Source organism: Stenotrophomonas sp. YJH_SMC_32 (assembly GCF_059369975.1).
On sequence record NZ_JCAFTE010000017.1, the window covers coordinates 1 to 26,246 of the forward strand.

Consider the following 26,246-nt stretch of genomic DNA (forward strand, 5'->3'; position numbering starts at 1 on the left):
AGTGCGACTCTCCAAAAGCCTCCCTGGTGAAATTAGCGCTGTGGAACCACCCGATCCCATCCCGAACTCGGAAGTGAAACGCAGCTGCGCCGATGGTAGTGTGGCTCAAGCCATGCGAGAGTAGGTCATCGCCAGGGTTTATACCCAAAACCCCGCTGCTGACGCAGCGGGGTTTTTCTTATTAAGTGAAGGCATTGCTTTTCTGGATACCTTCCGCCCAAGGGCAAGATCGCGAAGCTGGCGCTGCAAGCGCTGCTGCAACCGTCTCCCTGGTGAAATTAGCGCTGTGGAACCACCCGATCCCATCCCGAACTCGGAAGTGAAACGCAGCTGCGCCGATGGTAGTGTGGCTCAAGCCATGCGAGAGTAGGTCATCGCCAGGGCTTACACCCAAAACCCCGCTGCTCGCGCAGCGGGGTTTTTCTTTGGGCGCAGTAATACAGGTAGTGCCAGCCGCTGGCCGGCAACCCGATGGCGTTACATCGCCCGCTAGATCCACGCCATGCGTGGATGCCCTCTGCGAGGAAGCATGGCGCCAACCAAGGTTGGCCGCTACCAATCGATTGCCGGCCAGCGGCCGGCACTACCGGCAGATCCACACCAGTCGTGGATCTGCCGCCGACGGTACGCAAAAGAAAAGCGGCGCCCCGTGGGGCGCCGCTCTGCTCTCAAGTGCTCAGTCGAGCATGGCCCGACTTTACTTGGCCGAAGCCTTGTCCTTCATCATCGCGTCGCGGGCCGCCTTGAACGGGTTGCCTGCATACCAGTTCGGCCAACGATCACCACCGGCCAGTTCCTTGCCCACGCCGTACATCAGCTGCAGGTCTTCAACGGTGCCGTCCAGTTTCCAGGTGGCCGCGTCGAACTCGTCCTTCGGGCCATGGTAGCGGTTGGCGCCGTAGTCCGCCGCGGCCTTGCGGCCCGCTTCCACGCCACCCTCGCGCAGGTCCTCGCCGCCATCGGCGTACAGGGCCGGCACACCGGCCTTGGCGAAGTTGAAGTGATCCGAGCGGAAGTAGAAGCCGCTTTGCACCGAGGTCTCACCGTGCAGCGTACGGTCCTGGGCGGCGACCAACGGCTTGAGGATGTCCTCCAGCTCCGAGCTGCCGAAGCCGGTGACGGTCACGTCCTTGGCACGGCCGGCCACCGACATCGCATCGATGTTGATCACACCGGCGATCTTGTCCAGCGGGAAGGTCGGATGGGCGACGTAGTACTTCGAACCCAGCAGGCCGGATTCTTCCAGGGTCACCGCCAGGAACACCACCGAACGCTCCGGCTTCGGGTCCTGGTGCGCCATGGCTTCGGCCACTTCGAGAATGCCGGCCACGCCGGTCGCGTTGTCGACCGCGCCGTTGTAGATGTTGTCGCCGGTTTCACCCTCATGCTTGCCCAGGTGGTCCCAGTGCGCCATGTACAGCACGGCTTCGTCGGCACGCTTGCTGCCCGGCAGCACGCCGACCACATTGCGGGACTGCTTCTGTGCGATCTGGCTTTTCAGGTCGACCGCTGCGGTGGCCTTCAGCGGTACCGGCTTGAAGCCGCGCTTGCTGGCATCCTTGTAGGCCTGCGCCAGGTCCAGTCCGGCACCGGCAAACAGGGCCTTGGCCGCCTCGGCGCTCAGCCAGCCCTGCACTGGAATGCGGGCTTCCGGGTCATCCTTGGCCGGTAGGTCGTATTGCGGGCCCGCCCAGGAGTTCTTCACCACGTCCCAGCCGTAGGATGCGCCGGCCGTGTCGTGCACGATCAGTGCAGCAGCGGCGCCCTTGCGCGCGGCCTCCTCGAACTTGTAGGTCCAGCGCCCGTAGTAGGTCATGCGCTTGCCGTCGAACAGCTTCTCGTCGTCGACATGGAAGCCCGGGTCGTTGACGAACATGACGACCGTCTTGCCCTTCCAGTCCTGGCCGGCGTAATCGTTCCACTTCTGCTCCGGTGCATCGACGCCGTAGCCGACGAACACCAGGTCGCTGGCATCGACCTTCACCTCGGCCTGGCCGGTACGGGTACCCACCACCATGTCGGTGCCGAACTTCAGCTCGGTGGTCTTGCCGCCCTGGGTGATCTTCAGCACGGTCGATTCGTCGGCCGTGGTCTCGGTCATCGGCACATCCTGGAACCAGCTGTCGCCGTTGCCGGGCTGCAGGCCGATGCGCTGCATCTGGTCGCGGATGTAGTTGACCGTCAGCTCTTCACCCTTGCTGCCCGGGGCGCGGCCTTCGAACTCATCCGAGGCCAGCGTCTTGACCATCTCGGCGAAGTCGCCGGCATTGATCTCCGGGGAGAACGAATGGGCGGCCGGCTTCGCCGCAGCGGTGTCGGTGGCCGGCGCGGCGGCGGGCGTGTTTTCGCCTTTGCAGGCACTGAGCGCGGCCGCGGCGGCCAGGCACAGGAGGAGTTTGCGGGGCATCGTCGATTCCTGGAGAACAAAGGGCGGCCGCGCCTGATGCGCGACCGGTAACAGTGAGTATCACCGAACCGGCAGGTCCGGCGGGTTCAGTCCGCCGGGGCGGTTTCGGTGTCGAACGGAATTGGCTCGGCGCCGGTCACCGGGCCGATGCGAGCGGAGCGATGCACGTACAGCACCACTTCCCGCTCGAACTGCAGGGGGCCGTTGACCACCGCATTCGGGCCGATGATCACGCGCGGCTTGCGGCTGGCGGTCAGCGAGACACTGAAGTTCGGCTTGCGCACATGCACACCGCCGTTGACCTGCGAACCGATACCGACGGTGATGTCACCATTGACGGTCTCCACGTCCTTGCCGACGCGGCTCTCGACCAGGCCGATGCCGCCGTTGACGGTCTCGACGCCGCCTTCGATCTGGCTGCCGCGATCAGTGAAGATGCTGCCGTTGACGGTACTGACGCCGCCACTGGCGATCACTTCACGACCCAGGCGCACACCGCCGTTGACCGTTTCGATCTTGCCGGTGCGCGCGCGGTCGGCGACCTTCACCCCGCCGTTGACGGTGTCGATGCTGCCGGTCTCGACGCCTTCGCCGACGCGGATACCTCCGTTGACGGTGTCGAGCTTGCCGTAGCGTTGACCGGGTTCGGCGCTGATGCTGCCGTTGACCTTGCTGATGTTCTCCTGCGCACAGACCGGCCCGGTGGCCAGCAGTACGCCCAACAGCAGCGGAATGGAAAGAGTTTTCATGGCGACCTCGATGGATGTGCGGCTGGCAGGCCGCGTGCGGAGATGTCACCATTCCCCGGTAGCCCCCGCAACTGCCTGAAGTCACTGGAAAGCCCTTGCGCGACAACGCCTTCCCATCACGCCGACATCACATCGCCGCTGCCCGCGGCGGTCGCTGCCTGCTGCTGGGGCTGGCGTTGGCGCTGGCCCTGCCGCTGCCCAGTGGTGCTCAGACCACCCGCGAGACCGAGCGCAAGCTGCAGAAACTGCGTACCGAACTGAAGGGCGTGGCGCAGGAGCGACGGCAGATCGAGGGCCAGCGCGGGCAGGCATCGCAACAGCTGCGCGAGGCCGACGAGAAGGTAGCCCGCACCGGCCGTGCACTTGCGCAGACGGAAGCCGCGCTGCGCGAGCAGGGCCGCGCCCTGGCCGAAGCCGAGCAGCGCCGCAGCACGCTGCAGGGCAACCTGGCCCAGCAGCACCGCGAACTGGCCGGGCTGTTGCGCGCGGCGTATCAGCTGGGCAACCACGCACCGCTGAAGCTGCTGCTGTCGCAGGACACGGTGGCCGATGCCAACCGCGCCCTGGCCTACCATCGCTACCTGCAGCGCGAGCGTGCGCAGCGGATCACCACGCTGACCGCCGACCTGAAGGAACTGGAAGCGCTGCAGGCGCAGATCGCCGAGCGCAAGCAGAAGCTGCAGGGGACGCAGCAGGACCAGAAGCAGCAGGCAGCCGCCCTGGAAGCGGACCGCCGCGATCGCGCAAAGACCGTTGCCTCGCTGGAAGAGCGCTTCAAGGACCAGCGCGAGAAGGAACAGGCACTGGGCCAGGACGCCAAAGCACTGGAAACGCTGCTGGCCAACCTGCGTGCCGCTGCCGCGCGGGCCGAAGCCGAGCGGCGCGCCGCTGCACGCCGGGCCGCCGCCGAGAAAGCCGCTGCCGAGCGCGCCGCACGCCAGGCCGCCGCGCAGGGCCGTCCACCGCCGCCCACCAAGGTTCCACCTGCGGTGGCGTCGGCACCGGCGCCGAAGGTCGGCGGCCTGGGTTGGCCGTTGTCCGGCAACCTGCTGGCCCGCTATGGCGGCAAGCTGCCCGATGGGCGCACCAGCAGCGGTGTGCTGATCGGCGCGCCAGCTGGCAGCACGGTCACGGCCGTGGCCGATGGCACCGTGGTGTTCTCCGACTGGATGACCGGCTACGGCATGATCCTGATCGTCGACCACGGCAACGGCTACATGAGCCTTTACGCGCATAACGACACCCTGCTGAAGGATGCCGGTGCGCGGGTCAGCCGCGGTGATGCAGTGGCCAAGGTCGGCAATTCGGGTGGCCAGGGTGTCACCGCGCTGTACTTCGAGCTGCGTCGTGGCGGGCAGCCGGTCAACCCGGACAGCTGGCTGCAGCGGCGCTGAATCCTGGCCCGCCGGATGCGGGCCGGATTCAACGGGAATTTAGCTGTGCTTCGCGCATAATCGGTGCATGTGCCTTGGGCACCATGCCACCGTCGACAGGAGTGATCCATGCGCGCAGCCCGTACCGCCACCCTCTTGCTGGCCCTGTTGCCAGCGCTGTCCTGGGCGCAGCAGACCGCGCCTGCCCCCAGCCCGGAATCCAGCGGGCAGGCAGCGAACAGCGAGGAGGCGGTGACTTCGAAGGTGCCGCTGGAGGAAATCCGCCGTTTCGTGGCCGTGTACAACGCGGTGCGCGCCGCCTATGTCGACCCGGTCGATGACAAGAAGCTGATGCAGTCAGCCGTGCGTGGCCTGCTGCTCGACCTTGATCCGCACAGCACCTACTTCAACAAGGAAGACGCGCAGGCCTTCGACGAGCAGGCCAACGGTGCCTACGAGGGCATCGGCGTGGAGCTGCAGCAGCAGCCGGACAATGCCAGCATGAAGGTGATCGCGCCGATCGACGACACGCCGGCAGCCAAGGCCGGCATCCTTGCCGGCGATTTGATCATCGCCATCGACGGCAAGCCGATCAGCGCGATCGATGCGAGTGAACCGCTGCGTGGCCCGGCCGGCAGCAAGGTGGTGCTGACCATCGTGCGTGATGGCAAGCCGAAGCCGTTCGATGTCAGCCTGACCCGCCAGACCATCCGCGTGACCAGCGTGCGCAGCCGCCTGCTCGAGCCGGGCTATGGCTATATCCGCCTGAGCACCTTCCAGGCCGATACCGGCTCGGACTTCCAGAAGCACGTGCAGCAGCTGCAGAAGCAGTCCGGTGGCCAGCTCAAGGGCCTGGTGCTGGATCTGCGCAGCAACCCGGGTGGCCTGCTGACCGCTGCGGTGCAGGTGGCCGACGATCTGCTCGACAAGGGCAACATCGTCAGCACCCGCGGCCGCATCAGCATCAGCGATGCCCGGTTCGACGCGACCCCGGGCGACCTGCTGAAGGGCGCACCGGTGGTGGTGCTGGCCGATGCCGGTTCGGCCAGCGCCTCGGAAGTGCTGGCTGGCGCGCTGCGCGACAACAAGCGCGCCCGCGTGGTGGGCAGCCGCACCTTCGGCAAGGGCTCGGTGCAGACCGTGCTGCCGCTGGACAACGGCGATTCGGTGAAGCTGACCACCGCGCGCTACTACACGCCCAGCGGCAAGTCGATCCAGGCCACCGGCATCGTGCCGGACGTGGAGTTGAAGCCCGCCGCCACCCCGGCGGAGGATGCCCTGCCGGCCAGCCTGAGCGATTACAGCGAAGCCACCCTGCCAGGCCATCTGCGCGGCGACGACGAAGGCACCGAGGGCTACCACGCCGGTGCGGTGCTGCCGGGCGACGGCCCGATCAACGACGCGCTGGCCGAGCTGAAGAACCCCGGTTCGGTGGCCGCACGGTTGAAGGCCGAGGCCGCGAAGGCGGCTGTGGTGAAGCCGGAAGCCAAGCCGGAGCCGAAGGTCGAACCGAAGGCAGACAGCACGCCCGAAGCCAAGCCCGCACCGGTCCCGGCCAAGCCTTGATTCCTGGTCTACGAACCGGCCGGTGAGCGTGGAGCCGGCCAGCGGCCGGCACTACCTGGATCAGAAGCCGTGGCGCTTGCGCAGTCGGCGGGCGATGGCCGCCCGCACGTAGACCCCGTACACGACGCCGAACACGAAGCCACCGATGTGCGCCCACCAGGCCACCATGCCGAAGCTTGGGCCGATGTGGGCGAACACCACTTGCAGCGCCGCCCAGACGCCGATCAGCAGGTAGGCCGGGGCGCGCACGAACTCCAGGAACAGGCCGAGCGGGATCACCACGCCCAGCCGGGCGCCCGGGAACAGGGCCAGATAGGCGCCGATCAGGGCCGACACCGCGCCGCTGGCGCCGATGATGATCTGGTCCGGGCTGCCCATGGTGTAGATCGCCACCAGGTTCGACACTGCGCCGCCGACGAGGAACAGCAGCAGCAGGCGCCACGGCCCCAGCACCCGCTCGGCGGGCAGGCCGAAGATCAGCAGGAACACCAGGTTGCCCAGCAGGTGTGACCAGTCCGCGTGCAGGAACAGCGCGGTGAACAGGCGCAGCACGCTGCCGTCCTGCAGGGTCGCCCACCAGTCCAGCGGGTGGGTCAGGCCGGTGGACAGGGCGCCCCAGTCCAGCCAGAGGCTGCCGCGGGCATCGTCCGGGCGCGAGATCGACCACAGGAACGCCAGCCATAGTGCCGCAAACAGCACGGGCGTGGCCCAGCGCAGGGCCGCCTTCTTGCGGGACGGGAGCGAGACGAACATGCCAATAGCCTAGCGTGCGGCCACTTTCAGTGGGGACGGTCCTGTTCAGCTTTTGAGACGAAAAAACCGCCTGCGCTGTTATTGTTTCATTAACAGCTCTGGGTAATACTCGCATACGGCGTCGTATGTCGGGAGGGGAATCCGGCGCGCTCCGATGGGTCCCAGGACCCGGCGGGCGCAGGCGCACTCAGAGCACCATCACCGCTTACCGGAGAGAGAACTACGATGCAAACCGCTTCCACCATTGCCCGACTGACCCTGCTGGCCGTCGGCGTTGCCGGTGCGCTGGCCGCCGCCGATGCCAATGCTGCCGCCTTCCAGCTGAAGGAAAACAGCGCCAAGGGCCTGGGCCGCGCGTTCGCCGGCTCCACCTCGACCGAAGGTGACGCCTCGGTCATCGCCACCAACCCGGCCTCCATGCGCCTGCTCGACGGCACCCTGGTCCAGGGCGACGTCAGCGCCATCAGCTTCGGCGCCAAGTTCCGCGGCCAGGGCCAGTACGGCAACGGCGCGCCGATTTCCGGTGGCAACGGCGGCGACGCCGGCATGATCGCCCCGGTTCCGGCCGCGTACTTCCACGTGCCGTTCGGCGAGAACGACAACATGCACTTCGGTGCTTCGCTGACCGTGCCGTTCGGCTTCAAGACCGAATACGACCGCGACTGGGTCGGCCGCTACAACGGCGTCAAGACCGAGCTGCAGGCCATCGACCTGGGCGTGGCGTTCTCCTATGACGTCAACCCGTACCTGTCGTTCGGTGCTTCGGTGTTCGCCGAGCGCCTGAACGTCGACCTGACCAGCGCTGTCGATACCGGCACCGCGATCAACGCCACGGCCCAGCGCACCGCTGCGGCGCGTGTGCTGGCTGCAGGCGGCACCGCAGCCCAGGCTGCGGCGGCGTCGCAGGCCGCTGCACGCCAGGCCGCCCAGCTCGGCTTCTCGCCGGGCACCGCCGATGGCTACCTGCGCATCAAGGGCGACGAAGTGTCGGTCGGCTACACCCTGGGCATGACGGTCACCCCGGTGGAAGGCACCAACATCGCCTTCAGCTACCGCTCGAAGGTCGAGCACAAGATCACCGACGGCAAGGCCGACTTCACCATCCCGCAGAACGCTGCCGCCTTCCTGGCCACTGCCGCCCCGGGTACCTTCATCGACAGCAACGGCCGCGCCACCATCACCCTGCCGGCCAGCGCCACCGTGGGCTTCACCCACCGCGTGAACGACCAGTGGCAGATCATGGCCGAGGTGACGCGCACGGCGTGGAGCAAGTTCGACCAGGTCACCGTCGACTATGACTCCAACCAGCCGGACAGCGTGCTGCCGTTCCACTACCGCGACACCACCTTCGCGTCGATCGGTACCGATTTCCGCGTGAACGACAAGCTGACCCTGCGTGGCGGCCTGGCGTACGACCAGACCCCGACCACCGACGCCCACCGTGACGTGCGCGTGCCGGACACCACCCGCAAGTGGCTGTCGCTGGGCCTGACCTACGCCGCTTCGGACAAGATGGAATACAGCGTGGGTTACACCCACCTGTTCACCAAGGATCCGAACATCACCTCGACCTCGGCCACTGCCAACACCGTGACCGGCAAGTACAAGGTGAGCGGCGACGTGCTGGCGGCGTCGATGCAGTACAAGTTCTGATTCGGGCGATTGCCTGAAGCAGGACACGGAGGGCCCCGCGCAGGCGGGGCCTTTTTTTTATGCATGGATGACGCTTCCGGCTCGTGACTTTATTGGGAGTGCCTGCCACCTTGCCGGGATTTACGCAGTGCAGGCGAATACAAAATGGTTGATCGTCGCTACCAGAAGCGGATGATCCGATACTGGGCTCGGGAAGAGGCCAAGGCGAACGCGACTCTGGATCGCGTGTTGGAGTCGGAATGGTTCGACTACTGGCACACGCATCTTGACTGGATGGGGCGCGGCAATCGCCATATCAGTGATCGCATCGCCGTTGCCGCAGGGCTCCTACGGCTGCTTGAACGGGTTGCGTCGAGCGGGCGGGAGCATGTGCAGTGTTGGGTGACGCTGGCGCCGGATACCGGTCAGAGTGCGTTGTTCCTGCATTCGCCGAATCCTCAGGGAACGCCATGGCCGCATCCGTTCGATGGCGTGATCTGGGACATCGTTCCGCCTGACTGGCTTGCGCCGTTGCTCTCTTCAACCGGCCTGCAGCCAGGACGCTGGGGAAGCGGAGAAAGCCAGCGATTGCTGGTGCGCGTGCGGCCTTGATTTCCATCCACGCATGGCGAGGATCTACCGGGTTGTCTACGCAGCGCGTGGATCCACGACAATAGCGCCATGAACCTGTCCGACCCGAACTTCCAGCTGGAGCTGGCCGCCAACATCGCCGTCGCCGGCTCGATCCTGCTGGCCGGCCGCAACAACGTGCACACCTGGTGGCTGGGCATCGTCGGCTGTGCATTGTTTGCTGCCGTGTTCGAACGCTCGCACCTGTACGCGGACATGGTGCTGCAGTTCTTCTTCATCGCGATCAGCGTGCTGGGCTGGTGGCAGTGGCTGCGCGGCGATCATGGTGCGCCGTTGCCGATTACTTCATTGCGGCCGCGTGCCTGGGCCTGGCTGGCGCCGCTGGCGGTAGTGGCCACCTTCGGCTACGGCTGGATGCTGACCCGACTGACCAATGCCTATGCGCCGTACATCGATTCGGCGGTACTGGTGCTGAGCGTGATCGCGCAGATCCTGATGATGCGGCGCAAGCTGGAGTCGTGGTGGGTCTGGCTGCTGGTAAACACCGTTGCAGTGCCGCTGTACTACAGCCGTGGCCTGCACCTGACCTCGATCCTGTACATCGGTTTCTGGGTCAATGCACTTGTTGCTCTCGGGCACTGGCGCAATCTGATGCGGGCCGAGGCTACGACGGCACCTGAATTCCTGTAGAGCCGAGCCCACGCTCGGCTGCGCCGGAAAAGCCGAGCATGGGCCCGGCGCTACAGGAAGCAAAACACAAGAAACCCCGCATTCGCGGGGTTTCTTGTTTACCGCACCAAGCAGGCGATCAGTCGCCCAGGGTCAGCAGCGAGGCGTTGCCGCCGGCGGCGGTGGTGTTCACCGTCACCGTCTTTTCGGTGGCAAAGCGCAGCAGGTAGTGCGGGCCGCCGGCCTTCGGGCCGGTGCCGGACAGGCCCTGGCCGCCGAACGGCTGCACGCCGACCACTGCACCGATCTGGTTGCGGTTGACGTACACGTTGCCGACGTGGACGCCGTTGCTGATGCGGTCAACGGTTTCGTCGATGCGCGAATGCACGCCCAGGGTCAGGCCGTAGCCAGTGGCGTTGATCTGGTCGATCACCGCGTCGAGCTGGTCGCCCTTCCAGCGGATCACGTGCAGGACCGGACCGAAGACTTCCTTGTGCAGCTGGCCCAGGTCCTTCAGTTCATACGCGCGCGGTGCGAAGAAGGTGCCGTTGGCGGTTTCAGCGGACAGCTCGGCGGCGGCGATCAGGCGCGCTTCGCGGTCCATGCGTTCGGCGTGTTCCTGCAGGATCTTCAGCGCGTCGGCGTCGATCACCGGGCCGACGTCGGTAGACAGCAGGCCCGGGTTGCCGACCTTCAGTTCCTTCATCGCACCGGCCAGCATGGTCATCACCTTGTCGGCGATGTCGTCCTGCACGAACAGCACGCGCGCGGCCGAGCAACGCTGGCCGGCGGAGGTGAAGGCCGAACCGATCGCGTCCTTGACCAGCTGTTCCGGCAGTGCCGAGGAGTCGGCGATGAAGGCGTTCTGGCCACCGGTCTCGGCGATCAGCACGCCGATGGCGGCGTCACGCGCGGCCATCGCACGGTTGATCGCACGGGCGGTCTCGGTGGAGCCGGTGAAGGCCACGCCGGCCACGCGCGGGTCGGCGGTCAGCGCTGCACCCACGGTGGCGCCGTCGCCCGGCAGGAACTGCACCACCTCGGCCGGCACGCCGGCATCGTGCAGCAGCTTCACCGCGTAGTAGCCGATCAGGTTGGTCTGCTCGGCCGGCTTGGCGATGACGCTGTTGCCGGCGGCCAGTGCGGCGGCGACCTGGCCCAGGAAGATCGCCAGCGGGAAGTTCCACGGGCTGATGCAGACGAACACGCCGCGGCCGTGCAGCTGCAGCTCGTTGGATTCACCGGTCGGGCTGGGCAGCTTCTCGGCGTGGCTGAACTGCTCGCGCGCCTGCTTGGCGTAGTAGCGCAGGAAATCCACGGCTTCGCGCACTTCGGCGATGCTGTCGGGCAGGCTCTTGCCGGCTTCCTTCACGCACAGCGCCATGAACTCCGGCATGCGCGCTTCCAGCTGGTCAGCGGCGTGTTCGAGGATGGCGGCGCGGCTGGCGGCCGGGGTGCGGTTCCAGGCCGGTTGTGCGGCCACGGCGTTGGCCAGGGCCTTCTGCACGGTGGCGGCATCGGCGGCCAGCCACTGGCCGACCACTTCGCGGGTGTCGGCCGGGTTGGTCACCGGCAGCGCGGCGCCGGCCGGGTTGGCACCCGGTACCAGCGGCGAGGCCTGCCACGGCTTCACGGCGGCGTTGAGCTGCTCGGCCAGGGCGCGCAGTTCGTTGTCGTTGGCGAGGTTGGCGCCCATGGAGTTCTTCCTGTCGTGGTTCTGGCTGCGCAGCAGGTCAACCGGCAGCGGGATCTTGGGATGCGGAATCGATTCGAACGAGGCGACCATCTCGACCGGATCGCGGATCAGGTCGGCGATCGGCACGCGCTCGTCGGTGATGCGGTTGACGAAGCTGGAGTTGGCACCGTTTTCCAGCAGGCGGCGCACCAGGTACGGCAGCAGGTCTTCGTGCGAACCGACCGGGGCGTACACGCGGCAGGGCAGGTTCAAGCGGTCGGCCGGCACCACTTCGGCGTACAGGTCGTCGCCCATGCCGTGCAGCTTCTGGTGCTCGTACACGCCGCCGTTGGCGATGCTGCGCACGGCCGCGATGGTGTGCGCGTTGTGCGTGGCGAACATCGGGTAGATCGCGTCCGCATGGGTGAACAGCCGCTTGGCGCAGGCCAGGTAGGACACATCGGTGTTCTGCTTGCGGGTGAACACCGGGTAGCCCGGGTAGCCTTCGATCTGCGCGCGCTTGATCTCGGCATCCCAGTAGGCGCCCTTGACCAGGCGCACCTGCAGGCGGCGACCGGCACGGCGCGCCATGTCGGCCAGGTGGTCGATCGTGTACGGCGTGCGCTTCTGGTAGGCCTGCACGACCACGCCGAAGCCATCCCAGCCAGCCAGCGAGGCGTCGGAGAACACCTGCTCGATGATGTCCAGCGACAGTTCCAGGCGGTCGGACTCTTCGGCGTCGACGGTGCAGCCGATGCCGTAGCTCTTGGCCAGCTGTGCCAGTTCCAGCACGCCCGGCACCAGGTCCTTCAGCACGCGCTCGCGCTTGGCGTGCTCGTAGCGCGGGTACAGCGCCGACAGCTTGATCGAGATGCCCGGCGCGTTGTTGACGTCGCCGTCCGGACGGCCACCGCGGGCCTTGTGATCGCCGCCGATGGCGTGGATCGCACGACGGTAGTCTTCCAGGTAGCGCAGCGCGTCCTTCATGGTCAGCGCGCCTTCGCCGAGCATGTCGAACGAGTAGCGGTAGCTGGCGTTGTCGCCCTTGTGCGAGCGCGCCAGCGCTTCGCTGATGGTGCGGCCCATGACGAACTGGTGGCCCATGATCTTCATCGCCTGGCGCACGGCCAGGCGCACCACCGGCTCACCGACGCGGCCGACCAGGCGCTTGAATGCGCTGGGCGCATCGGCGCGCGTGGCGTCGTTCATCTGCACCAGCTTGCCGGTCAGCATCAGGCCCCAGGTGGAGGCATTGACCAGCACCGAGTCGCTGCCGCCCAGGTGCTTTTCCCAGTCGGCATCGGCCAGCTTGTCGCGGATCAGCTTGTCGGCGGTGTCCTGGTCCGGAATACGCAGCAGCGCTTCGGCCACGCACATCAGCAGCACGCCTTCCTCGCTGCCCAGGTCGTACTGGCGCATGAAGGCTTCGATCGCGCCCTGGTCCTTGGCACGCACGCGCACGCGGCCGACCAGGTCGGCGGCCAGCGCCTGCACCCTGGCCTGTTCCTCGGCGGGCAGGCGCGCCTGCGCCAGCAGCTCGCGGACGTGGCTGGCCTCGTCCTTCAACCAGGCATCGGTGATGGCCTGGCGGAACGGGTTGGGGGGCGCCGGCAGTTCCGGCGACAGCAGCGCGCCCGGACGCGGGGCGTCGTGGGCGGCAGGGGAGGAGGAAGGTGCGTTCATGCCGGTCCGGCCAGTGGAAAACTTGGCGATTTTAATCATTTTTGAGGCCTTCGGAAGTGCCACGCAGACACCTTCATGAAGGGCTGATAGCCACTAACGGTGGTGGATTCGGCGTGTTCAGCAAACCCGGCGATTTTTGTGCTGAATTCGTCATCCGTGCCGCCGACCGCATGCTGTGTTGCAGCATCGGAAAAAGTGTGAATGCACCCTTGCTACCGGCGAGAGGGCGGGGCTACCATCGAGACGTTTCCCGCGGCAGGAACGCGGTTGCGACATGATCGAGGTGCTTCCAGCTCCGGATGGGTCAGGTACGCAGCTGCGGCTGCGTCCCCCACGGGCGCTCGATGCCCGGCAGTTCGTCCTGTTGTTCACCGTGTTGTCGGGTGCGATGTGGCTGGTGTCCGCCCTCGGGTGGTGGGCCGGCAATGCATTCGCCCCCCTGTTCGCGCTGCTGTACAGCCTGGTGCTGGCGGCGGCGCTGCGTGCCTTGTGGCGCAGCGGTGAACGGCAGGAGGAGATCCGGGTAGTGCCGGCGTACGTGGAGGTCATTCCCGTACCCGGTGGATCGCCGGTGTTCCGGGCCCACCCGCATTGGGTGCGCCTGCTCACCGACGATGAGAGGGTCCGGCTGGCATCCAGCGGCCGGCAGGTGGAGGTGGGGAGTTTCCTCGCGCCGGCCGAACGTCAGACGCTCGCAGAGACACTTGAAAGCTTGCTCGCCGCCAGCGATGGCGGCAACCGACGACGCTAAGGGTCTAGGCAATGAAGCAAAGCAGCAGGTGGGGCACGAAGTGCGTGAACGCGGTTGCCGCAGTGCTGGCGACCGGGGGACTGATGCCGGCGTTGGCCTGGGCCCAGGCGGCCGATCCCAAGCCGTGGCAGCTGAACATGGGCAAGGGGGTGACCCAGACCTCGCGCCTGGCCTGGGAATCGAACAACCTTTCGTTGATCATCTGCACGGTGATCGGCGTCATCGTGTTCGGCGCGATGGCCTACGCCATCTTCAAGTTCCGCAAATCCAAGGGCGCGGTCGCCGCCACCTTCAGCCATAACACCAAGGCCGAGATCATATGGACGGTGATCCCGGTGATCATCCTGATCGTGATGGCGTGGCCGGCCACGGCCAACCTGATCAAGATGTACGACACCCGCGATGCCGAGATGACGGTCAAGGTCACCGGCTACCAGTGGATGTGGAAGTACGAATACCTCGGGGAGAACGTCACCTTCACCAGTCGCCTGGACCGGGAATCCGACCGCGTGCGGCAAAGTGGCATCGTGCCGACCCGCGAAAGTCATCCGCACTACCTGCTGGACGTCGACAACCGGCTGGTGTTGCCGGTCGATACCAAGGTCCGCTTCGTCATCACTTCCGATGATGTGATCCACGCCTGGTGGGTGCCGGCGCTGGGCTGGAAGCAGGACGCGATCCCCGGTTTCATCAATGAAGCCTGGACCAGCATCGAGCAGCCCGGGGTGTATCGCGGCCAGTGCGCCGAGCTGTGCGGCAAGGACCACGGCTTCATGCCGATCGTGGTCGAGGCGGTGTCCAAGGAGGACTTCAAGCAGTGGCTGGCGCAGCGCAAGCCTGCACCGCCGGCCGAGCCCGCCCCCCCTGCGGCACCTGCAGAACCGGCTGCCCCTGCGGGCGAAGCACCGGCGGCACCTGCTGCTGCCGAAGCCGGCAATGCACCTGCGGTTGCGGCCAGCGGCGCGTGATGTAAAGCCCGCGGCCGCTCGCGGCCGTGTTGACAACCGATTCTGAGAGGTGTTTTGCAATGGCGCACTCGGCAGTTGGGCACGACGATCACCATCACCACCAGAGTTTCTTCGAGCGTTGGTTCTTCTCGACCAACCACAAGGACATCGGCACGCTGTACCTGGGTTTCAGCTTCATCATGTTCATCATCGGCGCGGCGATGAGCGTGGTGATCCGCGCCGAGCTGGCGCAGCCGGGCCTGCAGTTCGTCAAGCCCGAGTTCTTCAACCAGATGACGACCGTGCATGCGCTGGTGATGATCTTCGGCGGCGTGATGCCGGCGTTTGTCGGGCTTGCCAACTGGATGATCCCGCTGCAGATCGGTGCGCCGGACATGGCGCTGCCGCGCATGAACAACTGGTCGTTCTGGCTGCTGCCGGTGGCCTTCAGCCTGCTGCTGCTGACGCTGTTCCTGCCCGGTGGTGCACCGGCCGGTGGCTGGACGCTGTATCCGCCGCTGTCGCTGCAGGGCGGATACAACGTGGCCTTCAGCGTGTTCGCCATCCACGTGGCCGGCATCAGTTCGATCATGGGTGCGATCAACATCATCGCCACCGTGCTCAACATGCGCGCGCCGGGCATCGACCTGCTGAAGATGCCGATCTTCTGCTGGGCGTGGCTGATCACCGCCTTCCTGCTGATCGCGGTGATGCCGGTGCTGGCCGGTGCGGTGACCATGCTGCTGACCGACAAGTTCTTCGGCACCAGCTTCTTCAATGCCGCCGGTGGCGGTGACCCGGTGATGTACCAGCACATCTTCTGGTTCTTCGGCCATCCCGAGGTCTACATCATGATCCTGCCCGCCTTCGGCGTGGTCAGCGAGATCATCCCGACCTTCAGCCGCAAGCCGCTGTTCGGCTACCAGGCGATGGTGTACGCCACCGCCGCGATCGCGTTCCTGTCGTTCATCGTCTGGGCCCACCACATGTTCACCGTGGGCATGCCGCTGGGCGGCGAGATCTACTTCATGTTCGCCACCATGCTGATCTCGATCCCGACCGGGGTGAAGGTGTTCAACTGGGTCAGCACCATGTGGCGGGGCTCGCTGACGTTCGAGGCGCCGATGCTGTGGTCGGTGGCCTTCGTCATCCTGTTCACCATCGGTGGCTTCTCCGGCCTGATGCTGGCCATCGTGGCGGCCGACTTCCAGTACCACGACACCTACTTCGTGGTTGCGCATTTCCACTACGTGCTGGTGACCGGTGCGGTGTTCGCGCTGATCGCCGCGGTGTACTACTGGTGGCCGAAGTGGACGGGGCGGATGTACAGCGAGAAGTGGGCCAAGGTGCACTTCTGGTGGTCGATCGTGTTCGTCAACCTGTTGTTCTTCCCGCAGCATTTCCTCGGCCTGGCCGGCATGCCGCGCCGCATTCCCGATTACAGCGTGGCCTTCGCCGACTGGAACCTGATCAGCTCGATCGGTGCGTTCGGCATGTTCGTCACGCCGTTCATGATGGCCGCGATCCTGCTGTCCTCGCTGCGCAATGGCGAGAAGGCCGAGGCCCGTAGCTGGGAAGGCGCGCGCGGGCTGGAGTGGACGCTGCCGTCGCCGGCACCGGCGCATACCTTCACCACGCCGCCGACCATCCGCCCGGGCGATCTGGCGCATGACGACATCACGCATTGAGGTGGGGCATGCATAACGAGAGCCCACTGCAGACCTGTAGAGCCGAGCCATGCTCGGCTGACGAAAAGCAGCCGAGCATGGCTCGGCTCTACAACTACGAAGAGCAGCCGACCAGCGGTCGGCCCTACCAGGGCGGAAGCATCGAACAGCAACGCCAGCGTGCCCGGCGCACGGCGATGTGGGTCGGCGCCATCGCGGTGCTGGTCTACGTCGGCTTCATCCTCAGCGGGGTGATCGGCCGATGAGCGAGGCACCGGCCAGCACGCGGTCACCCAGTGCCGGGCTGCCGCGCCTGATCGGCGTGGCAGTGGCGGTGTTCCTGCTGACCTTCTCGCTGGTGCCGCTGTACCGCATTGCCTGCGAGAAGGTATTCGGCGTGCGCCTGGAACGCGGCCCGGGTGGTGAAGCCAGTACGGGTGCCGCAGCTGGCAAGCGCACCGTGCGGGTGGAGTTCGATGGCGGCGTCAATTCGCGCCTGCCGTGGTCGTTCCATCCCGAGCAGCTGACCATGGATGTGGTGCCCGGCGAACTCAACGAGGCGCTGTACTTCGCCCGCAACGACAGCCAGCAGGCAGTCGTTGGCAGCGCGGTGCCTTCGGTGGCACCGGCACGCGCGTCGGGCTTCTTCAGCAAGACCGAGTGCTTCTGTTTCACCGCGCAGACGCTGCAGGCCGGCGAGAAGCGCGACATGCCGGTGCGCTTCATCGTCGATCCGGACCTGCCGCCGGAAATCAAGACGATCACCTTGTCCTACACCTTCTACCGCAACGACGCGTTGTCCGATCGGCTGGCCCCGGCCGCCACCTCGGACGGCGCGCACGCCGCACCCTGACCCGGATACCGACATGGCCCAGACACCAACCGACGCCAACGTGTACTTCGTCCCGGCCCAGAGCAAATGGCCCTTCGTGGGGTCCATCGCGATGATGGTGACCATGGTGGGCGTGGCCAGCTGGCTCAACGATGCCAGCTGGGGGCGCTGGACGTTCTACATCGGCATCGCGATGCTGGTGTTGACCCTGTTCTGGTGGTTCAGCGACGTGGTGCGCGAATCGCAGGCCGGCAACTACAACCACCAGGTCGATGGCTCGTTCCGGATGGGGATGATCTGGTTCATCTTCTCCGAGGTGATGTTCTTCGGCGCCTTCTTCGGCGCGCTGTTCTACACCCGCAACCTGGGCCTGTCGTGGCTCAGTGGCGAAGGCCGCGGGGTGATGACCAACGAGCTGCTCTGGCAGGGCTACTCCGCCGGATGGCCGACCAATGGCCCGGCGGCGATCGGTGGTGCCTTCCAGACCATCCCGGCGTGGGGCCTGCCGCTGATCAATACGCTGATCCTGCTCACCTCAGGCGTGACCCTGACCATCGCCCATCACGCGTTGAAGGCCGGCAACCGCCGCCAGCTGCTGATCTGGCTGGGCCTGACCGTGGTGCTCGGCCTCGGTTTCCTGACCCTGCAGGCGGAAGAGTACATCCACGCCTACAAGGAGCTGAACCTGACGCTGGGCTCGGGCATCTACGGTTCGACGTTCTTCATGCTGACCGGCTTCCACGGTGCGCACGTGCTGCTGGGCACGATCATGTTGATCGTGATGTGGCTGCGTTCGGCCAAGGGACACTTCACCCGCGACAACCATTTCGGTTTTGAAGCGGCCGCGTGGTACTGGCACTTCGTCGACGTGGTGTGGCTGATGCTGTTCCTGTTCGTCTACGTGCTTTGACCACGCACGCATCGGTGGCCTCAGCCGCCGATGCCGTGCGGCTTGATCCAGCCCATGTAGATGCTCACGATCACCAGTACGATCAAGGCCACCGACACCCCGATGCGGCGTGTCAGTGCGTTGACCGTGCGCTTGGTCTGGCCGCGGTCGACCAGCAGGTAATACAGGCCGGCGCCCAGATTCCAGACGATGACGATCAGAAACGCGATTACCAGCAGGGTCTTCAGCGAATCACTCATGCGCGGCTCGAGGGCAGGGTGGATGTGCCTATCTGACCGCGTTTGCGCGGACTTGTCATGATGCGCCAGCACACGCGCGTGCTCGGATGGCTGCTGGCCGTGCTGGCAATGGCCGGTTTCACCGCATTGGGGCTGTGGCAGCTGCAGCGCATGCATGCCAAACAGGCAATGTTGGATGCACAGGGTCCAGCCGCAGCGCAGGTACTGTCGTTGGCGCAGGCGCTGGCAGCGCCCGGTGCGTTGCACGGCGTGGCCGACCACGGTCGCTTCCTTCCCGGCGTGGTGCTGCTGGACAACCAGACCCGGCACGGCCGCGCGGGCGTGAAGATCTACCGCCCGTTCCGCAGTGACGAGGGCAGTGTGTTGCTGGTCGATCTGGGATGGCGCGCGCTGCCGCCTGATCGCACCCTGCCGGATGTGCCGTCGCCACCTTCGCCGGTGGCCGTACGTGGGTTGCTGGCGCCGCCGCCGTCAGCGGGACTGGCACTGGGCCCGGCGTTCTCCACCACCGATGAAGCGGGCCGCTGGCTGGCCAGCCGGTTGCCGGCCGAAGGCCTGGCCCGCGCGCTGGGGGTGCAGTCACTTCCCGACCGTGTACTGCGCCTGGACCCGGCGCTGCCCTTCGGCGACGAACGTGATCTGGACCTGCTGCCGAACACCTTGCCGCCGCAGCGTCATCTGGGCTACGCCGTGCAGTGGTTCGGCCTGGCCCTGACCGTGCTCGTCGTTGCGCTGGTGTTGGAGTGGCGCAGGAGGCGCGCCGTGGCACGACCGGCATCCCGTACCCAACCATGAGAAAATGCCCCGCATGAACACTGCTACGTCCCCGCAGGCGCGCGGCCCTGGCCGCCGGACCCTGGTACTGCTGTTTGCCGTGTTCTTCGGGGCGATGGCGCTGGCCGCGGTATTGCGCTTCTCCGGCTGGCAGCCCACCGGCCACCGCAATGCGGGACAGCTGCTGAAGCCGCCGGTCGATCTGCGCCAGCAGACGCCGACCCTGGCCAGCGGCCAGCCCTATCCTTGGAACCCCGAGGCCCGCACCTGGCGCCTGCTGGTGGCACCGGCCGGTGCCTGCGACGCGCAGTGCGTCACTTTGTCGCAGGGACTGGGCAAGGTGTGGCAGCTGTTCGGCCATAACGCCGATAATGTCGAGATCCTGTGGCTGGGTACGCCACCGGCGTCGATCGCCTCGCTGCCCGCGCTGCGGCCGCTGGCTCCGTCGCCAGCCCTGCGCGCGGCGTTGCCGGGCGTCGATGATCCGGCGGGACTGCCGGTCTACGTGATCGATCCGAACGGCTTCGTGATCATGCGCCATGCCCCGGGTTCCGACCTGGGTGGCCTGCGCAAGGACATGGCCACGTTGCTGAAACTGAAGTGAGTCCCGTTTGATGAGCCTTTCCGCGCGTCCGGCGCTGCACCGCAATTTCCACCGCCTGGCGTGGTTCGCCATGATCATGACCGCGAGCACGATCATGTTCGGCGCGTTCGTACGCCTGTCCGATGCCGGCCTGAGCTGTCCGGACTGGCCGACCTGCTATGGCCAGGCCACCTGGCCGCAGCACGTGGAAGAGACCATCGGCCACCCGGCGGCGGATATCCGCCCGCTGGAGACCCACAAGGCCTGGCGTGAGCAGGTGCACCGCTTCCTGGCCGGCGCGCTGGGCATCGAGATCCTGACCCTGGCCCTGCTGGCCACGCGCAAGCGCCGCTTTGGGACCACGGCAGTGGTGACCGCCTGCGTACTGGTGGCCGCTGGCATACCGCTGTACATGATGGGCTGGCATGGCACCGCCAGCGCATTGGCTCTGGTCGGCGAGGCGATCCTGCTGATCGCCGCGCTGCGCTGGAGCAACATCGACCTGGCGCGCGCTGCCCTGCTGACCCTGGCGGTGGTGATCTTCCAGGCCCTGCTGGGCATGTGGACGGTGACCCTGCTGCTGAAACCCATCGTAGTGATGGGCCACCTGCTGGGCGGCATGCTGATGTTCGCGCTGCTGGTGTGGATGGCCTGGCGCGCAACGCACATGCCGATCACCCTGGCCGAAGCACCGAAGCTGAAGTGGATGCTGCGCATCGGCGTGGCGGTGCTGGTCACCCAGATCGCACTGGGGGGCTGGGTCAGTGCCAACTACGCGGCGCTGGCCTGCGGCGGCGGCAGCGCCTCGCTGGACAACTTCCCGCGTTGCGCCAACCAGTGGTGGCCGCAGCACAACTTCGTCGAAGGCTTCACCCTGTGGCGCGGCATCGGCGTGGACTACGAGGGGGGCGTGCTGGATGGTGCCTCGCGTATTGCCATCCAGATGGCGCACCGCCTGTTCGCGGTGGTGGTGGCCGTCTACCTGTTGTGGCTGGGCGTGCGCCTGTTCCGCCTGCCGAGCATGCGTGGCTGGGCCAGTGCGCTGATCGCGCTGCTGGTGCTGCAGGTCACCCTCGGCATCCTCAATGTGAAGCTGGCGCTGCCGCTGGAAGTGGCGGTGGCCCACAACGGCGTGGCCGTTGCCCTGTTGTTCGTGCTGGTCAGCCTGCTGGCCCGCCTGCGTGCCCCGGACTGATTCCATGTTTTCCAACTACCGCCAGTACTGGGACCTGACCAAGCCCAAGGTCGTCGCCCTCATTGTCTTCACTGCCCTGGTCGGCATGGTCCTGGCTGTCCCGGGCGTGCCCAGCTGGGAGCAGGTGCGCGCCGGCCTGCTCGGCTTCCTCGGCATCTGGCTGGCCGCTTCGGCGGCCGCTGCGATCAACCAGTTGCTGGATGCGCACATCGATGCGCAGATGGCACGCACGTCGTGGCGCCCGCTGGTGGTCGGCAAGGTCAAGCCATGGCAGGTGCTGGTGTTCGCCGGCGTGCTGATCGTGCTGTCGATGACCATCCTGGTGCTGTGGGTGAACCTGATCACTGCGGTGCTGACCTTCGCCTCGCTGATCGGCTACGCGGTGATCTACACCGTGTACCTGAAGCGTGCGACCTCGCAGAACATCGTCATCGGTGGCCTGGCCGGCGCGATGCCGCCGATGCTGGGCTGGGCTGCGGTGACCGGCATGCAGGGCTCCTCGGACTGGGCATACTCGTCGCTGCTGGTGCTGATCATCTTCATCTGGACGCCACCGCATTTCTGGGCGCTGGCGATCTTCCGCCGCGAGGACTATGCCAAGGCGGAGATCCCGATGCTGCCGGTGACCCACGGCGTGGCGCACACCCGCAAGCAGATCATGATGTATTCGGTGGTGCTGGCGCTGGTCTGCCTGCTGCCGTACCTGGTGGGCATGAGTGGTGCGTTCTACCTGGGCGGCGCGATCGTGCTCAACGCCGTGTTCCTCTGGTATGCCTGGCGCATGCTGAACCCGCCGGACGAGCTGTTCTCGATGAAGATGTTCTATTACTCCATCGTCTACCTGATGGCGCTGTTCGCGTTCCTGCTGGTCGACCACTGGATCCTGCCCTGGTTGTAAAGCGCCACCTGTAGAGCCGAGCCCATGCTCGGCTGAGGGGGGGATTGGAAGAGCAGCCGAGCGTGGGCTCGGCTCTGCACTTGATGTCTTCCAGCGGCGTCGCCATTGCTGTTCCTGACCCCAAGGAAAGGAGCGAGCAGGGATGCATACGATCTTCCGTTGGACCACCGCGCTGATTCTGGCGCTGGGCATGGCCGTGACCGCGCATGCCGACGACACCGCCGCGCAGATCCGCCAGCACGCCGGTGATCACCGCCTGCTGGTGCTGGGCGAATTCCATGGAACCCGCGAGACGCCGCTGCTGGTGCGGCAGCTGGTGGATGACTACAGCCGCACCGGGCCGGTCCTGCTGGCGCTGGAACTGCCACGCGGGGAAACCTCCACGCTGCGCGACTACCTGGCTTCCGATGGCGGGGAGAAGGCACGCCAGCATCTGCGCGGGCGTGCGTTCTGGACCGTGCGCGATGACCAGCATGATGGCCGTCGCAGCCGCGACATGCTGGCAATGATCGAAAGCCTACGCGTGCTGAAGTCGCAGGGACGTGTGATCGACGTGGTTGGCTATGACGTCAACGCCAGCAAAGGCGGCAACCAGGTACGCGATGACCTCATGGCAGCCGAGTTGCGGCGGCTCAATCGAGGCCTACCGGCCAGTGCGCGCATGCTGGTGCTGACTGGCAATGTCCACGCCATGCTGCGGCGGCCGGAAGGTATGCCGCCGGAAATGCAGAGGCGGCCGATGGCTTCCCAGCTGCGGGACCTGGATATCTACAGCGTGCGGTTGGGCGCGCAACGTGGTCAGACGTGGGGATGCGCGGGCGGTTGCATGGCGCGGCCACTTCGAGAGCAGGTTGCCACGGGGCCGCGGGTCGCTGCCGGTGCGGAACGGCCGTACGACCTATGGGTATGGATGCCGGAACTGAGCGTCGGGACGCTGGTGGATCCGTAGCGTCAGGCAAACCATCCACGCATGGCGTGGATCTACTCCGGATCACAGGTGTCAGCCGAGCGTGGGCTCGGCTCTACAGTAGATCCACGCCATGCGTGGATGTTCTCCCCTCGGGTCAGGGCTTGCGTCGCGCGTAGCGCTGCGCGATCACGCCGCAGACGATCAGCTGGATCTGGTGGTAGATCATCACCGGCAGCACGATGGCGCCGAGGCTGCCGCCGGCGAACAGCACCTTGGCGATCGGCACGCCCGTGGCCAGGCTCTTCTTCGAGCCGCAGAACACGATGGCGATCTCGTCCTCGCGGTTAAAGCGCAGGCGGCGGGCGATGAAGGTGATCAGCGGCATGGCGATGCCCAGCAGCACGGCGGCCACGACCGCCACGGCCAGCAGCGACAGCAGCGGCGTTTTGCTCCACAGGCCTTCAGTCACCGCTTCACCGAACGCTGAATACACCACCAGCAGGATCGTACCCTGGTCGGTGTAACGCAGCAGCGCGCGCTGCTTTTCCACCCAACCGGCAATCCACGGCCGCAGCAGGTGGCCGGCCACGAACGGCACCAGCAGCTGCAGCATGATGCCGCCGATCGCATGCAGCGGGTCGTGCACGCCACCGGAGGTGCCCGCCAGCGCGGTCAGCAGCAGCGGGGTCAGGAATACGCCGAGGATGCTCGACAACGAAGCACTGCACACCGCTGCGGGCACATTGCCATGCGCCATCGAGGTGAACGCGATGGACGACTGCACGGTGGAGGGCAGGGTGCACAGGAACAGCACGCCCAGGTACAGCTCCGGGGTCAGCAGCCAGCCCGATAGCGGCTTGAACATCAGCCCCAGCAGCGGGAACAGGAGGAAGGTGCAGGCCAGGATGGTCAGGTGCAGCCGCCAGTGCAGCATGCCGCCAATGATCGACTCACGTGGCAGGCGCGCGCCATGCAGGAAGAACAGTGCAGCGATGGCGACGGTGGTGACATCGTCCAGGACGATGGCGGCGGCGCCCTTCATCGGCAGCAGCGAGGCCAGGCCGACGGTGCACAGCAGGGCGAGGGTGAAGTTGTCCGGTCGCAGGCGCGACCACCAGCGGGTCATGGTGGGCAGAGTCCTTGGTGCGGAGGGTTCAGGGTGAGGTGACCGGCGTGGCCAGGCGTTGGCGGGTGGCGGCTTCCAGCGAGGTCAGGCCAGCACGCTGGCCCAGCTGAAGGGCCTGTTCGGGGCTGGCATATTCGTAGCGTGCGTTGACCAGGCCGAGCACGGCGCCGGCGCGGTTGCCGGACGCACAGTGCAGCAGCACAGGCCCCTGGCTCTGCCGCAGGGCCTGGTGCACGGCGCGCACGTTGGCGGCATCGAGCCCCTCGGCACCGGCCACCGGAATGCGCACGTAGCGCAGGCCCAATGATTCGGCAACGCGCGTTTCGTCGAACCCCCGGTCCTCGCCGGGCTGGCGCAGGTCGATCACGGTGCGCACGCCCTGCGCGGCAAGTTCGCCCAGTTGTGCGGCGGAGGGCTGGCCGCCGGCATACAGGCCCGGCCGGACTTCCCTGAGCGGGCCATCTGCGGCCAGGGCCGCCAGTGGCAGGCAGAGCGACAACAACAGCAGGCATGTCAGGCGCAGCAGCATGGTCCTCTCCGTGAAAACGTTCTGCCGCTACAGGCGCAGCCCGGCGCGGGCCTTCAGCAGCTCGCGCAGTTCGTATTTGTCAGTATCATCCAGGCCCTGCTGGCGCTGCTTTGCCAACAACTCCTCCAGACGTTGCACCAGCAGCTGTTTCTCCAGCTGTGCCACCGCGTCGTGCAGTTCCTGGGTCCAGCTGGCCTCGGTGCCAGGCAGGGTCTGTGCCGCCAGGGTGTGCAGCGACGCCTGTTCCTCGCGGCCGTCGAAGTGTTCCAGCAGGGCGCCGGTGCTGATGTCCGGGCGCTGTTCGACCAGCCCCAGCAGTTCCAGCAGCAGCTCCACGCCCGGCAGTCGCAGGCCCTGGAAGTGATGCTTTCCGCCCAGGGTCAGCGCCAGCGACGGCTGCTGCAGCAGCACGGCGATCGCGCCGCGCACCAGGCTGCGCTTGGCCACCGGCTGGATCGTCCGCTGTGGCTGGCGTTGCGGCATCGGCGCGCGCGTGGCCTGGGCAGTGCCACCGAGGCCGGTCAGCTGCGCCAGCTGCTGCTTCATCAGGTCGCCGAAGGCACCGTCGGGAATCTGCGCCAGCATCGGCTTTGCGCGTTCGGCCAGGCGCGCCTTGCCGTCCAGCGTGCCCAGGTTGATCTCGCGGGTCAGTTCATCGAAGAAGAACTGCGACAGCGGCGTGGCCTGCTTCAGGCGCTCGTTGAAGGCCTCGGCGCCTTCCTTGCGCACGATGCTGTCCGGGTCCTCGCCATCGGGCAGGAACAGGAAGAACGCCTGGCGGCCATCCTTCATGCGCGGCAGCACCGACTCCAGGGCCTTCCAGCCGGCGCGGCGGCCGGCGGCATCGCCGTCGAAGCAGAAGAACACGTCCGGCGCGTTGCGGAACAGCAGCTCGGCATGGTCCGGCGTGGTCGCCGTGCCCAGCGTCGCCACCGCCTGGGTGACCCCGAACTGGAACAGCGAGACCACGTCCATGTAGCCTTCAACCACGATCAACCGCTCGATCTTCTGGTTGGCCTGGCGCACCTGCCACAGGCCGTACAGCTCGCGGCCCTTGTGGAACAGCGCGGTCTCGGGCGAGTTGAGGTACTTGGGGCCGTCGTCCTTCTCGAACACGCGGCCGCCGAAGGCGATCACCCGGCCACGACGGTCGAAGATCGGGAACATCACCCGGTCGCGGAACTTGTCGTAGACGTGGCCGCGATCGTTCTTGGAGAACAGGCCGGCGCGGTCGAGCAGCTTCATGCGGCGCTCGTCCTTGCCCAGCGCATCGCGCAGGCCGCTGTAGCCATCCGGTGCGTAGCCGATCTGGAAGCGCGCGCGGTTCGCTTCGTCCACGCCACGGCTTTCCAGATACGCGCGTGCCTTCTCGCTGCCTTCCAGATTCTTCTGGAAGAACCTGGTGGCGGCGTCCAGCGCCGAGTACAGCTCGCGGCTGTCGTCCTGCTGCTGGGGGCTGCGCGGGTTTTCGTTGCGCGGCACGTCCATGCCGGCACGCTTGGCCAGCTCATCCACCGCGTCGAGGAACTCGAGGCGGTCGTAGTTCATCAGGAAGCTGATCGCGGTGCCGTGCGCGCCGCAGCCGAAGCAGTGATAGAACTGCTTGGTGGGCGAGACCGTGAACGAGGCCGAGCGCTCGTCATGGAAAGGGCAGCGTGCGGCGTATTCCTTGCCCTGGCGCTTCAACGGCACGCGGCTGCCCACCACCTCGACGATGTCGGTGCGGGCCAGCAGGTCGTCGATGAAAGCGTCGGGGATACGGGCCATGGGCAGCAGGGCAGGGCGCG

Annotated in this window: 24 protein-coding genes and 2 rRNA genes; 18 read left to right on the forward strand and 8 right to left on the reverse strand. The window is 66.5% G+C overall.

What is annotated here, in order from left to right; translation table 11 throughout:
• The first annotated feature begins 22 nt into the window (after positions 1 to 22).
• Both rrf (AC5P7S_RS15235) and rrf (AC5P7S_RS15240) read left to right on the forward strand, forming a co-directional pair.
• Positions 23 to 137 (forward strand): 5S ribosomal RNA (gene rrf, locus AC5P7S_RS15235).
• A gap of 131 nt (positions 138 to 268) precedes the next feature.
• Positions 269 to 383, forward strand: a 5S ribosomal RNA gene (rrf, locus tag AC5P7S_RS15240).
• A 314-nt stretch (positions 384 to 697) separates the two neighbouring features.
• Here the strand turns inward: rrf (AC5P7S_RS15240) and AC5P7S_RS15245 are convergent.
• Together AC5P7S_RS15245 and AC5P7S_RS15250 are read right to left on the reverse strand one after the other, a co-directional pair.
• Positions 698 to 2,407 carry a M28 family metallopeptidase gene (locus AC5P7S_RS15245; RefSeq protein ID WP_095379154.1) on the reverse strand — a complete coding sequence of 570 codons (1,710 nt, stop codon included), beginning with the start codon at positions 2,405 to 2,407 and terminating at the stop codon, positions 698 to 700.
• 86 nt (positions 2,408 to 2,493) lie between these two features.
• Complete coding sequence (locus tag AC5P7S_RS15250) at positions 2,494 to 3,156, reverse strand: DUF4097 family beta strand repeat-containing protein (RefSeq protein ID WP_005414989.1); 663 nt, start codon at positions 3,154 to 3,156, stop codon at positions 2,494 to 2,496.
• A gap of 95 nt (positions 3,157 to 3,251) precedes the next feature.
• On the opposite strand from AC5P7S_RS15250, the gene AC5P7S_RS15255 reads away from it, so the two are divergent.
• Positions 3,252 to 4,550: a murein hydrolase activator EnvC family protein gene (locus AC5P7S_RS15255; protein ID WP_033834985.1), complete on the forward strand. Its 1,299-nt coding sequence runs from the start codon at positions 3,252 to 3,254 to the stop codon at positions 4,548 to 4,550.
• 108 nt (positions 4,551 to 4,658) lie between these two features.
• Positions 4,659 to 6,095 (forward strand): S41 family peptidase, encoded by a 1,437-nt coding sequence (locus tag AC5P7S_RS15260; protein ID WP_095379152.1) that lies wholly within the window; start codon positions 4,659 to 4,661, stop codon positions 6,093 to 6,095.
• Positions 6,096 to 6,155: 60 nt separating this feature from the next.
• On the opposite strand, the gene AC5P7S_RS15265 is transcribed toward AC5P7S_RS15260, so the two are convergent.
• Positions 6,156 to 6,848, reverse strand: coding sequence for a rhomboid family intramembrane serine protease (locus tag AC5P7S_RS15265; RefSeq protein ID WP_019662230.1), 693 nt, complete (start codon positions 6,846 to 6,848; stop codon positions 6,156 to 6,158).
• A 225-nt stretch (positions 6,849 to 7,073) separates the two neighbouring features.
• Here AC5P7S_RS15265 and AC5P7S_RS15270 point away from each other — a divergent pair, with 225 nt between their 5' ends.
• The 3 genes from AC5P7S_RS15270 (at position 7,074) to pnuC (ending at position 9,761) form a co-directional block, all read left to right on the forward strand.
• Positions 7,074 to 8,501 (forward strand): outer membrane protein transport protein, encoded by a 1,428-nt coding sequence (locus AC5P7S_RS15270; RefSeq protein ID WP_005414995.1) that lies wholly within the window; start codon positions 7,074 to 7,076, stop codon positions 8,499 to 8,501.
• Between the two features lie 144 nt (positions 8,502 to 8,645).
• Positions 8,646 to 9,092, forward strand: coding sequence for a hypothetical protein (locus AC5P7S_RS15275; RefSeq protein WP_005414996.1), 447 nt, complete (start codon positions 8,646 to 8,648; stop codon positions 9,090 to 9,092).
• Positions 9,093 to 9,161: 69 nt separating this feature from the next.
• A complete protein-coding gene (pnuC, locus tag AC5P7S_RS15280; RefSeq protein WP_005414997.1) occupies positions 9,162 to 9,761 on the forward strand; it encodes a nicotinamide riboside transporter PnuC in 600 nt (199 codons plus the stop codon).
• Between the two features lie 118 nt (positions 9,762 to 9,879).
• On the opposite strand, the gene putA is transcribed toward pnuC, so the two are convergent.
• Positions 9,880 to 13,098 (reverse strand): bifunctional proline dehydrogenase/L-glutamate gamma-semialdehyde dehydrogenase PutA, encoded by a 3,219-nt coding sequence (gene putA, locus AC5P7S_RS15285; protein WP_065186705.1) that lies wholly within the window; start codon positions 13,096 to 13,098, stop codon positions 9,880 to 9,882.
• A gap of 274 nt (positions 13,099 to 13,372) precedes the next feature.
• Here putA and AC5P7S_RS15290 point away from each other — a divergent pair, with 274 nt between their 5' ends.
• The 6 genes from AC5P7S_RS15290 to AC5P7S_RS15315 are packed head-to-tail and all read left to right on the forward strand — an operon-like array spanning position 13,373 to position 18,205.
• Complete coding sequence (locus tag AC5P7S_RS15290) at positions 13,373 to 13,849, forward strand: DUF2244 domain-containing protein (protein WP_021202927.1); 477 nt, start codon at positions 13,373 to 13,375, stop codon at positions 13,847 to 13,849.
• Positions 13,850 to 13,860: 11 nt separating this feature from the next.
• The gene (gene coxB, locus AC5P7S_RS15295; RefSeq protein WP_053498721.1) at positions 13,861 to 14,817 is read left to right on the forward strand and encodes a cytochrome c oxidase subunit II; all 957 of its coding nucleotides are present in this window, start codon (positions 13,861 to 13,863) and stop codon (positions 14,815 to 14,817) included.
• A 59-nt stretch (positions 14,818 to 14,876) separates the two neighbouring features.
• On the forward strand, positions 14,877 to 16,484 hold the full coding sequence (ctaD, locus tag AC5P7S_RS15300) for a cytochrome c oxidase subunit I (RefSeq protein WP_005407790.1): 1,608 nt from the start codon (positions 14,877 to 14,879) through the stop codon (positions 16,482 to 16,484).
• 8 nt (positions 16,485 to 16,492) lie between these two features.
• Positions 16,493 to 16,729: a hypothetical protein gene (locus AC5P7S_RS15305; RefSeq protein WP_032953854.1), complete on the forward strand. Its 237-nt coding sequence runs from the start codon at positions 16,493 to 16,495 to the stop codon at positions 16,727 to 16,729.
• Positions 16,726 to 17,316 (forward strand): cytochrome c oxidase assembly protein, encoded by a 591-nt coding sequence (locus AC5P7S_RS15310; protein ID WP_053498717.1) that lies wholly within the window; start codon positions 16,726 to 16,728, stop codon positions 17,314 to 17,316. The genes AC5P7S_RS15305 and AC5P7S_RS15310 overlap by 4 nt, the downstream gene beginning before the upstream one ends.
• Before the next feature lie 13 nt (positions 17,317 to 17,329).
• On the forward strand, positions 17,330 to 18,205 hold the full coding sequence (locus tag AC5P7S_RS15315) for a cytochrome c oxidase subunit 3 (protein ID WP_005407793.1): 876 nt from the start codon (positions 17,330 to 17,332) through the stop codon (positions 18,203 to 18,205).
• A gap of 20 nt (positions 18,206 to 18,225) precedes the next feature.
• On the opposite strand, the gene AC5P7S_RS15320 is transcribed toward AC5P7S_RS15315, so the two are convergent.
• Entirely contained in the window at positions 18,226 to 18,444 is a 219-nt protein-coding gene (locus AC5P7S_RS15320; protein WP_010484233.1) for a twin transmembrane helix small protein, read from the reverse strand.
• 57 nt (positions 18,445 to 18,501) lie between these two features.
• Here AC5P7S_RS15320 and AC5P7S_RS15325 point away from each other — a divergent pair, with 57 nt between their 5' ends.
• The 5 genes from AC5P7S_RS15325 (at position 18,502) to AC5P7S_RS15345 (ending at position 22,843) form a co-directional block, all read left to right on the forward strand.
• Complete coding sequence (locus AC5P7S_RS15325; protein WP_043400045.1) at positions 18,502 to 19,239, forward strand: SURF1 family protein; 738 nt, start codon at positions 18,502 to 18,504, stop codon at positions 19,237 to 19,239.
• 13 nt (positions 19,240 to 19,252) lie between these two features.
• Positions 19,253 to 19,822, forward strand: a complete 570-nt coding sequence (locus AC5P7S_RS15330; RefSeq protein ID WP_095379150.1) for a redox-active disulfide-containing membrane protein — start codon at positions 19,253 to 19,255, stop codon at positions 19,820 to 19,822.
• Between the two features lie 10 nt (positions 19,823 to 19,832).
• Positions 19,833 to 20,996 (forward strand): COX15/CtaA family protein, encoded by a 1,164-nt coding sequence (locus AC5P7S_RS15335; protein ID WP_095379147.1) that lies wholly within the window; start codon positions 19,833 to 19,835, stop codon positions 20,994 to 20,996.
• A 4-nt stretch (positions 20,997 to 21,000) separates the two neighbouring features.
• Positions 21,001 to 21,894, forward strand: a complete 894-nt coding sequence (cyoE, locus tag AC5P7S_RS15340) for a heme o synthase (RefSeq protein WP_095379145.1) — start codon at positions 21,001 to 21,003, stop codon at positions 21,892 to 21,894.
• Between the two features lie 142 nt (positions 21,895 to 22,036).
• Positions 22,037 to 22,843 carry a calcium-binding protein gene (locus AC5P7S_RS15345; RefSeq protein ID WP_095379143.1) on the forward strand — a complete coding sequence of 269 codons (807 nt, stop codon included), beginning with the start codon at positions 22,037 to 22,039 and terminating at the stop codon, positions 22,841 to 22,843.
• 115 nt (positions 22,844 to 22,958) lie between these two features.
• Here the strand turns inward: AC5P7S_RS15345 and AC5P7S_RS15350 are convergent, their stop codons facing one another.
• The 3 genes from AC5P7S_RS15350 to dnaG are packed head-to-tail and all read right to left on the reverse strand — an operon-like array spanning position 22,959 to position 26,226.
• Positions 22,959 to 23,930 carry a bile acid:sodium symporter family protein gene (locus AC5P7S_RS15350; RefSeq protein ID WP_049453414.1) on the reverse strand — a complete coding sequence of 324 codons (972 nt, stop codon included), beginning with the start codon at positions 23,928 to 23,930 and terminating at the stop codon, positions 22,959 to 22,961.
• Positions 23,931 to 23,958: 28 nt separating this feature from the next.
• Positions 23,959 to 24,459 (reverse strand): protein tyrosine phosphatase family protein, encoded by a 501-nt coding sequence (locus AC5P7S_RS15355; protein WP_095379140.1) that lies wholly within the window; start codon positions 24,457 to 24,459, stop codon positions 23,959 to 23,961.
• 27 nt (positions 24,460 to 24,486) lie between these two features.
• Positions 24,487 to 26,226 carry a DNA primase gene (gene dnaG, locus AC5P7S_RS15360; RefSeq protein ID WP_005415011.1) on the reverse strand — a complete coding sequence of 580 codons (1,740 nt, stop codon included), beginning with the start codon at positions 26,224 to 26,226 and terminating at the stop codon, positions 24,487 to 24,489.
• Between the last annotated feature and the right edge of the window lie 20 nt (positions 26,227 to 26,246).

Excerpts from the sequence above, each read along its gene's own strand:
- AC5P7S_RS15270 (WP_005414995.1), top strand. The coding sequence starts at position 7,074 with ATGCAAACCGCTTCCACCATTGCCCGACTGACCCTGCTGGCCGTCGGC.
- AC5P7S_RS15335 (WP_095379147.1), top strand. The coding sequence starts at position 19,833 with ATGAGCCTTTCCGCGCGTCCGGCGCTGCACCGCAATTTCCACCGCCTG.
- putA (WP_065186705.1), bottom strand. The coding sequence starts at position 13,098 with ATGAACGCACCTTCCTCCTCCCCTGCCGCCCACGACGCCCCGCGTCCG.
- AC5P7S_RS15250 (WP_005414989.1), bottom strand. The coding sequence starts at position 3,156 with ATGAAAACTCTTTCCATTCCGCTGCTGTTGGGCGTACTGCTGGCCACC.
- coxB (WP_053498721.1), top strand. The coding sequence starts at position 13,861 with ATGAAGCAAAGCAGCAGGTGGGGCACGAAGTGCGTGAACGCGGTTGCC.
- AC5P7S_RS15260 (WP_095379152.1), top strand. The coding sequence starts at position 4,659 with ATGCGCGCAGCCCGTACCGCCACCCTCTTGCTGGCCCTGTTGCCAGCG.
- AC5P7S_RS15305 (WP_032953854.1), top strand. The coding sequence starts at position 16,493 with ATGCATAACGAGAGCCCACTGCAGACCTGTAGAGCCGAGCCATGCTCG.
- AC5P7S_RS15275 (WP_005414996.1), top strand. The coding sequence starts at position 8,646 with ATGGTTGATCGTCGCTACCAGAAGCGGATGATCCGATACTGGGCTCGG.
- AC5P7S_RS15245 (WP_095379154.1), bottom strand. The coding sequence starts at position 2,407 with ATGCCCCGCAAACTCCTCCTGTGCCTGGCCGCCGCGGCCGCGCTCAGT.
- pnuC (WP_005414997.1), top strand. The coding sequence starts at position 9,162 with ATGAACCTGTCCGACCCGAACTTCCAGCTGGAGCTGGCCGCCAACATC.
- AC5P7S_RS15350 (WP_049453414.1), bottom strand. The coding sequence starts at position 23,930 with ATGACCCGCTGGTGGTCGCGCCTGCGACCGGACAACTTCACCCTCGCC.
- AC5P7S_RS15325 (WP_043400045.1), top strand. The coding sequence starts at position 18,502 with ATGATGCGCCAGCACACGCGCGTGCTCGGATGGCTGCTGGCCGTGCTG.
- AC5P7S_RS15320 (WP_010484233.1), bottom strand. The coding sequence starts at position 18,444 with ATGAGTGATTCGCTGAAGACCCTGCTGGTAATCGCGTTTCTGATCGTC.
- AC5P7S_RS15310 (WP_053498717.1), top strand. The coding sequence starts at position 16,726 with ATGAGCGAGGCACCGGCCAGCACGCGGTCACCCAGTGCCGGGCTGCCG.
- ctaD (WP_005407790.1), top strand. The coding sequence starts at position 14,877 with ATGGCGCACTCGGCAGTTGGGCACGACGATCACCATCACCACCAGAGT.
- cyoE (WP_095379145.1), top strand. The coding sequence starts at position 21,001 with ATGTTTTCCAACTACCGCCAGTACTGGGACCTGACCAAGCCCAAGGTC.
- AC5P7S_RS15330 (WP_095379150.1), top strand. The coding sequence starts at position 19,253 with ATGAACACTGCTACGTCCCCGCAGGCGCGCGGCCCTGGCCGCCGGACC.
- AC5P7S_RS15290 (WP_021202927.1), top strand. The coding sequence starts at position 13,373 with ATGATCGAGGTGCTTCCAGCTCCGGATGGGTCAGGTACGCAGCTGCGG.
- dnaG (WP_005415011.1), bottom strand. The coding sequence starts at position 26,226 with ATGGCCCGTATCCCCGACGCTTTCATCGACGACCTGCTGGCCCGCACC.
- AC5P7S_RS15265 (WP_019662230.1), bottom strand. The coding sequence starts at position 6,848 with ATGTTCGTCTCGCTCCCGTCCCGCAAGAAGGCGGCCCTGCGCTGGGCC.
- AC5P7S_RS15315 (WP_005407793.1), top strand. The coding sequence starts at position 17,330 with ATGGCCCAGACACCAACCGACGCCAACGTGTACTTCGTCCCGGCCCAG.
- AC5P7S_RS15355 (WP_095379140.1), bottom strand. The coding sequence starts at position 24,459 with ATGCTGCTGCGCCTGACATGCCTGCTGTTGTTGTCGCTCTGCCTGCCA.
- AC5P7S_RS15345 (WP_095379143.1), top strand. The coding sequence starts at position 22,037 with ATGCATACGATCTTCCGTTGGACCACCGCGCTGATTCTGGCGCTGGGC.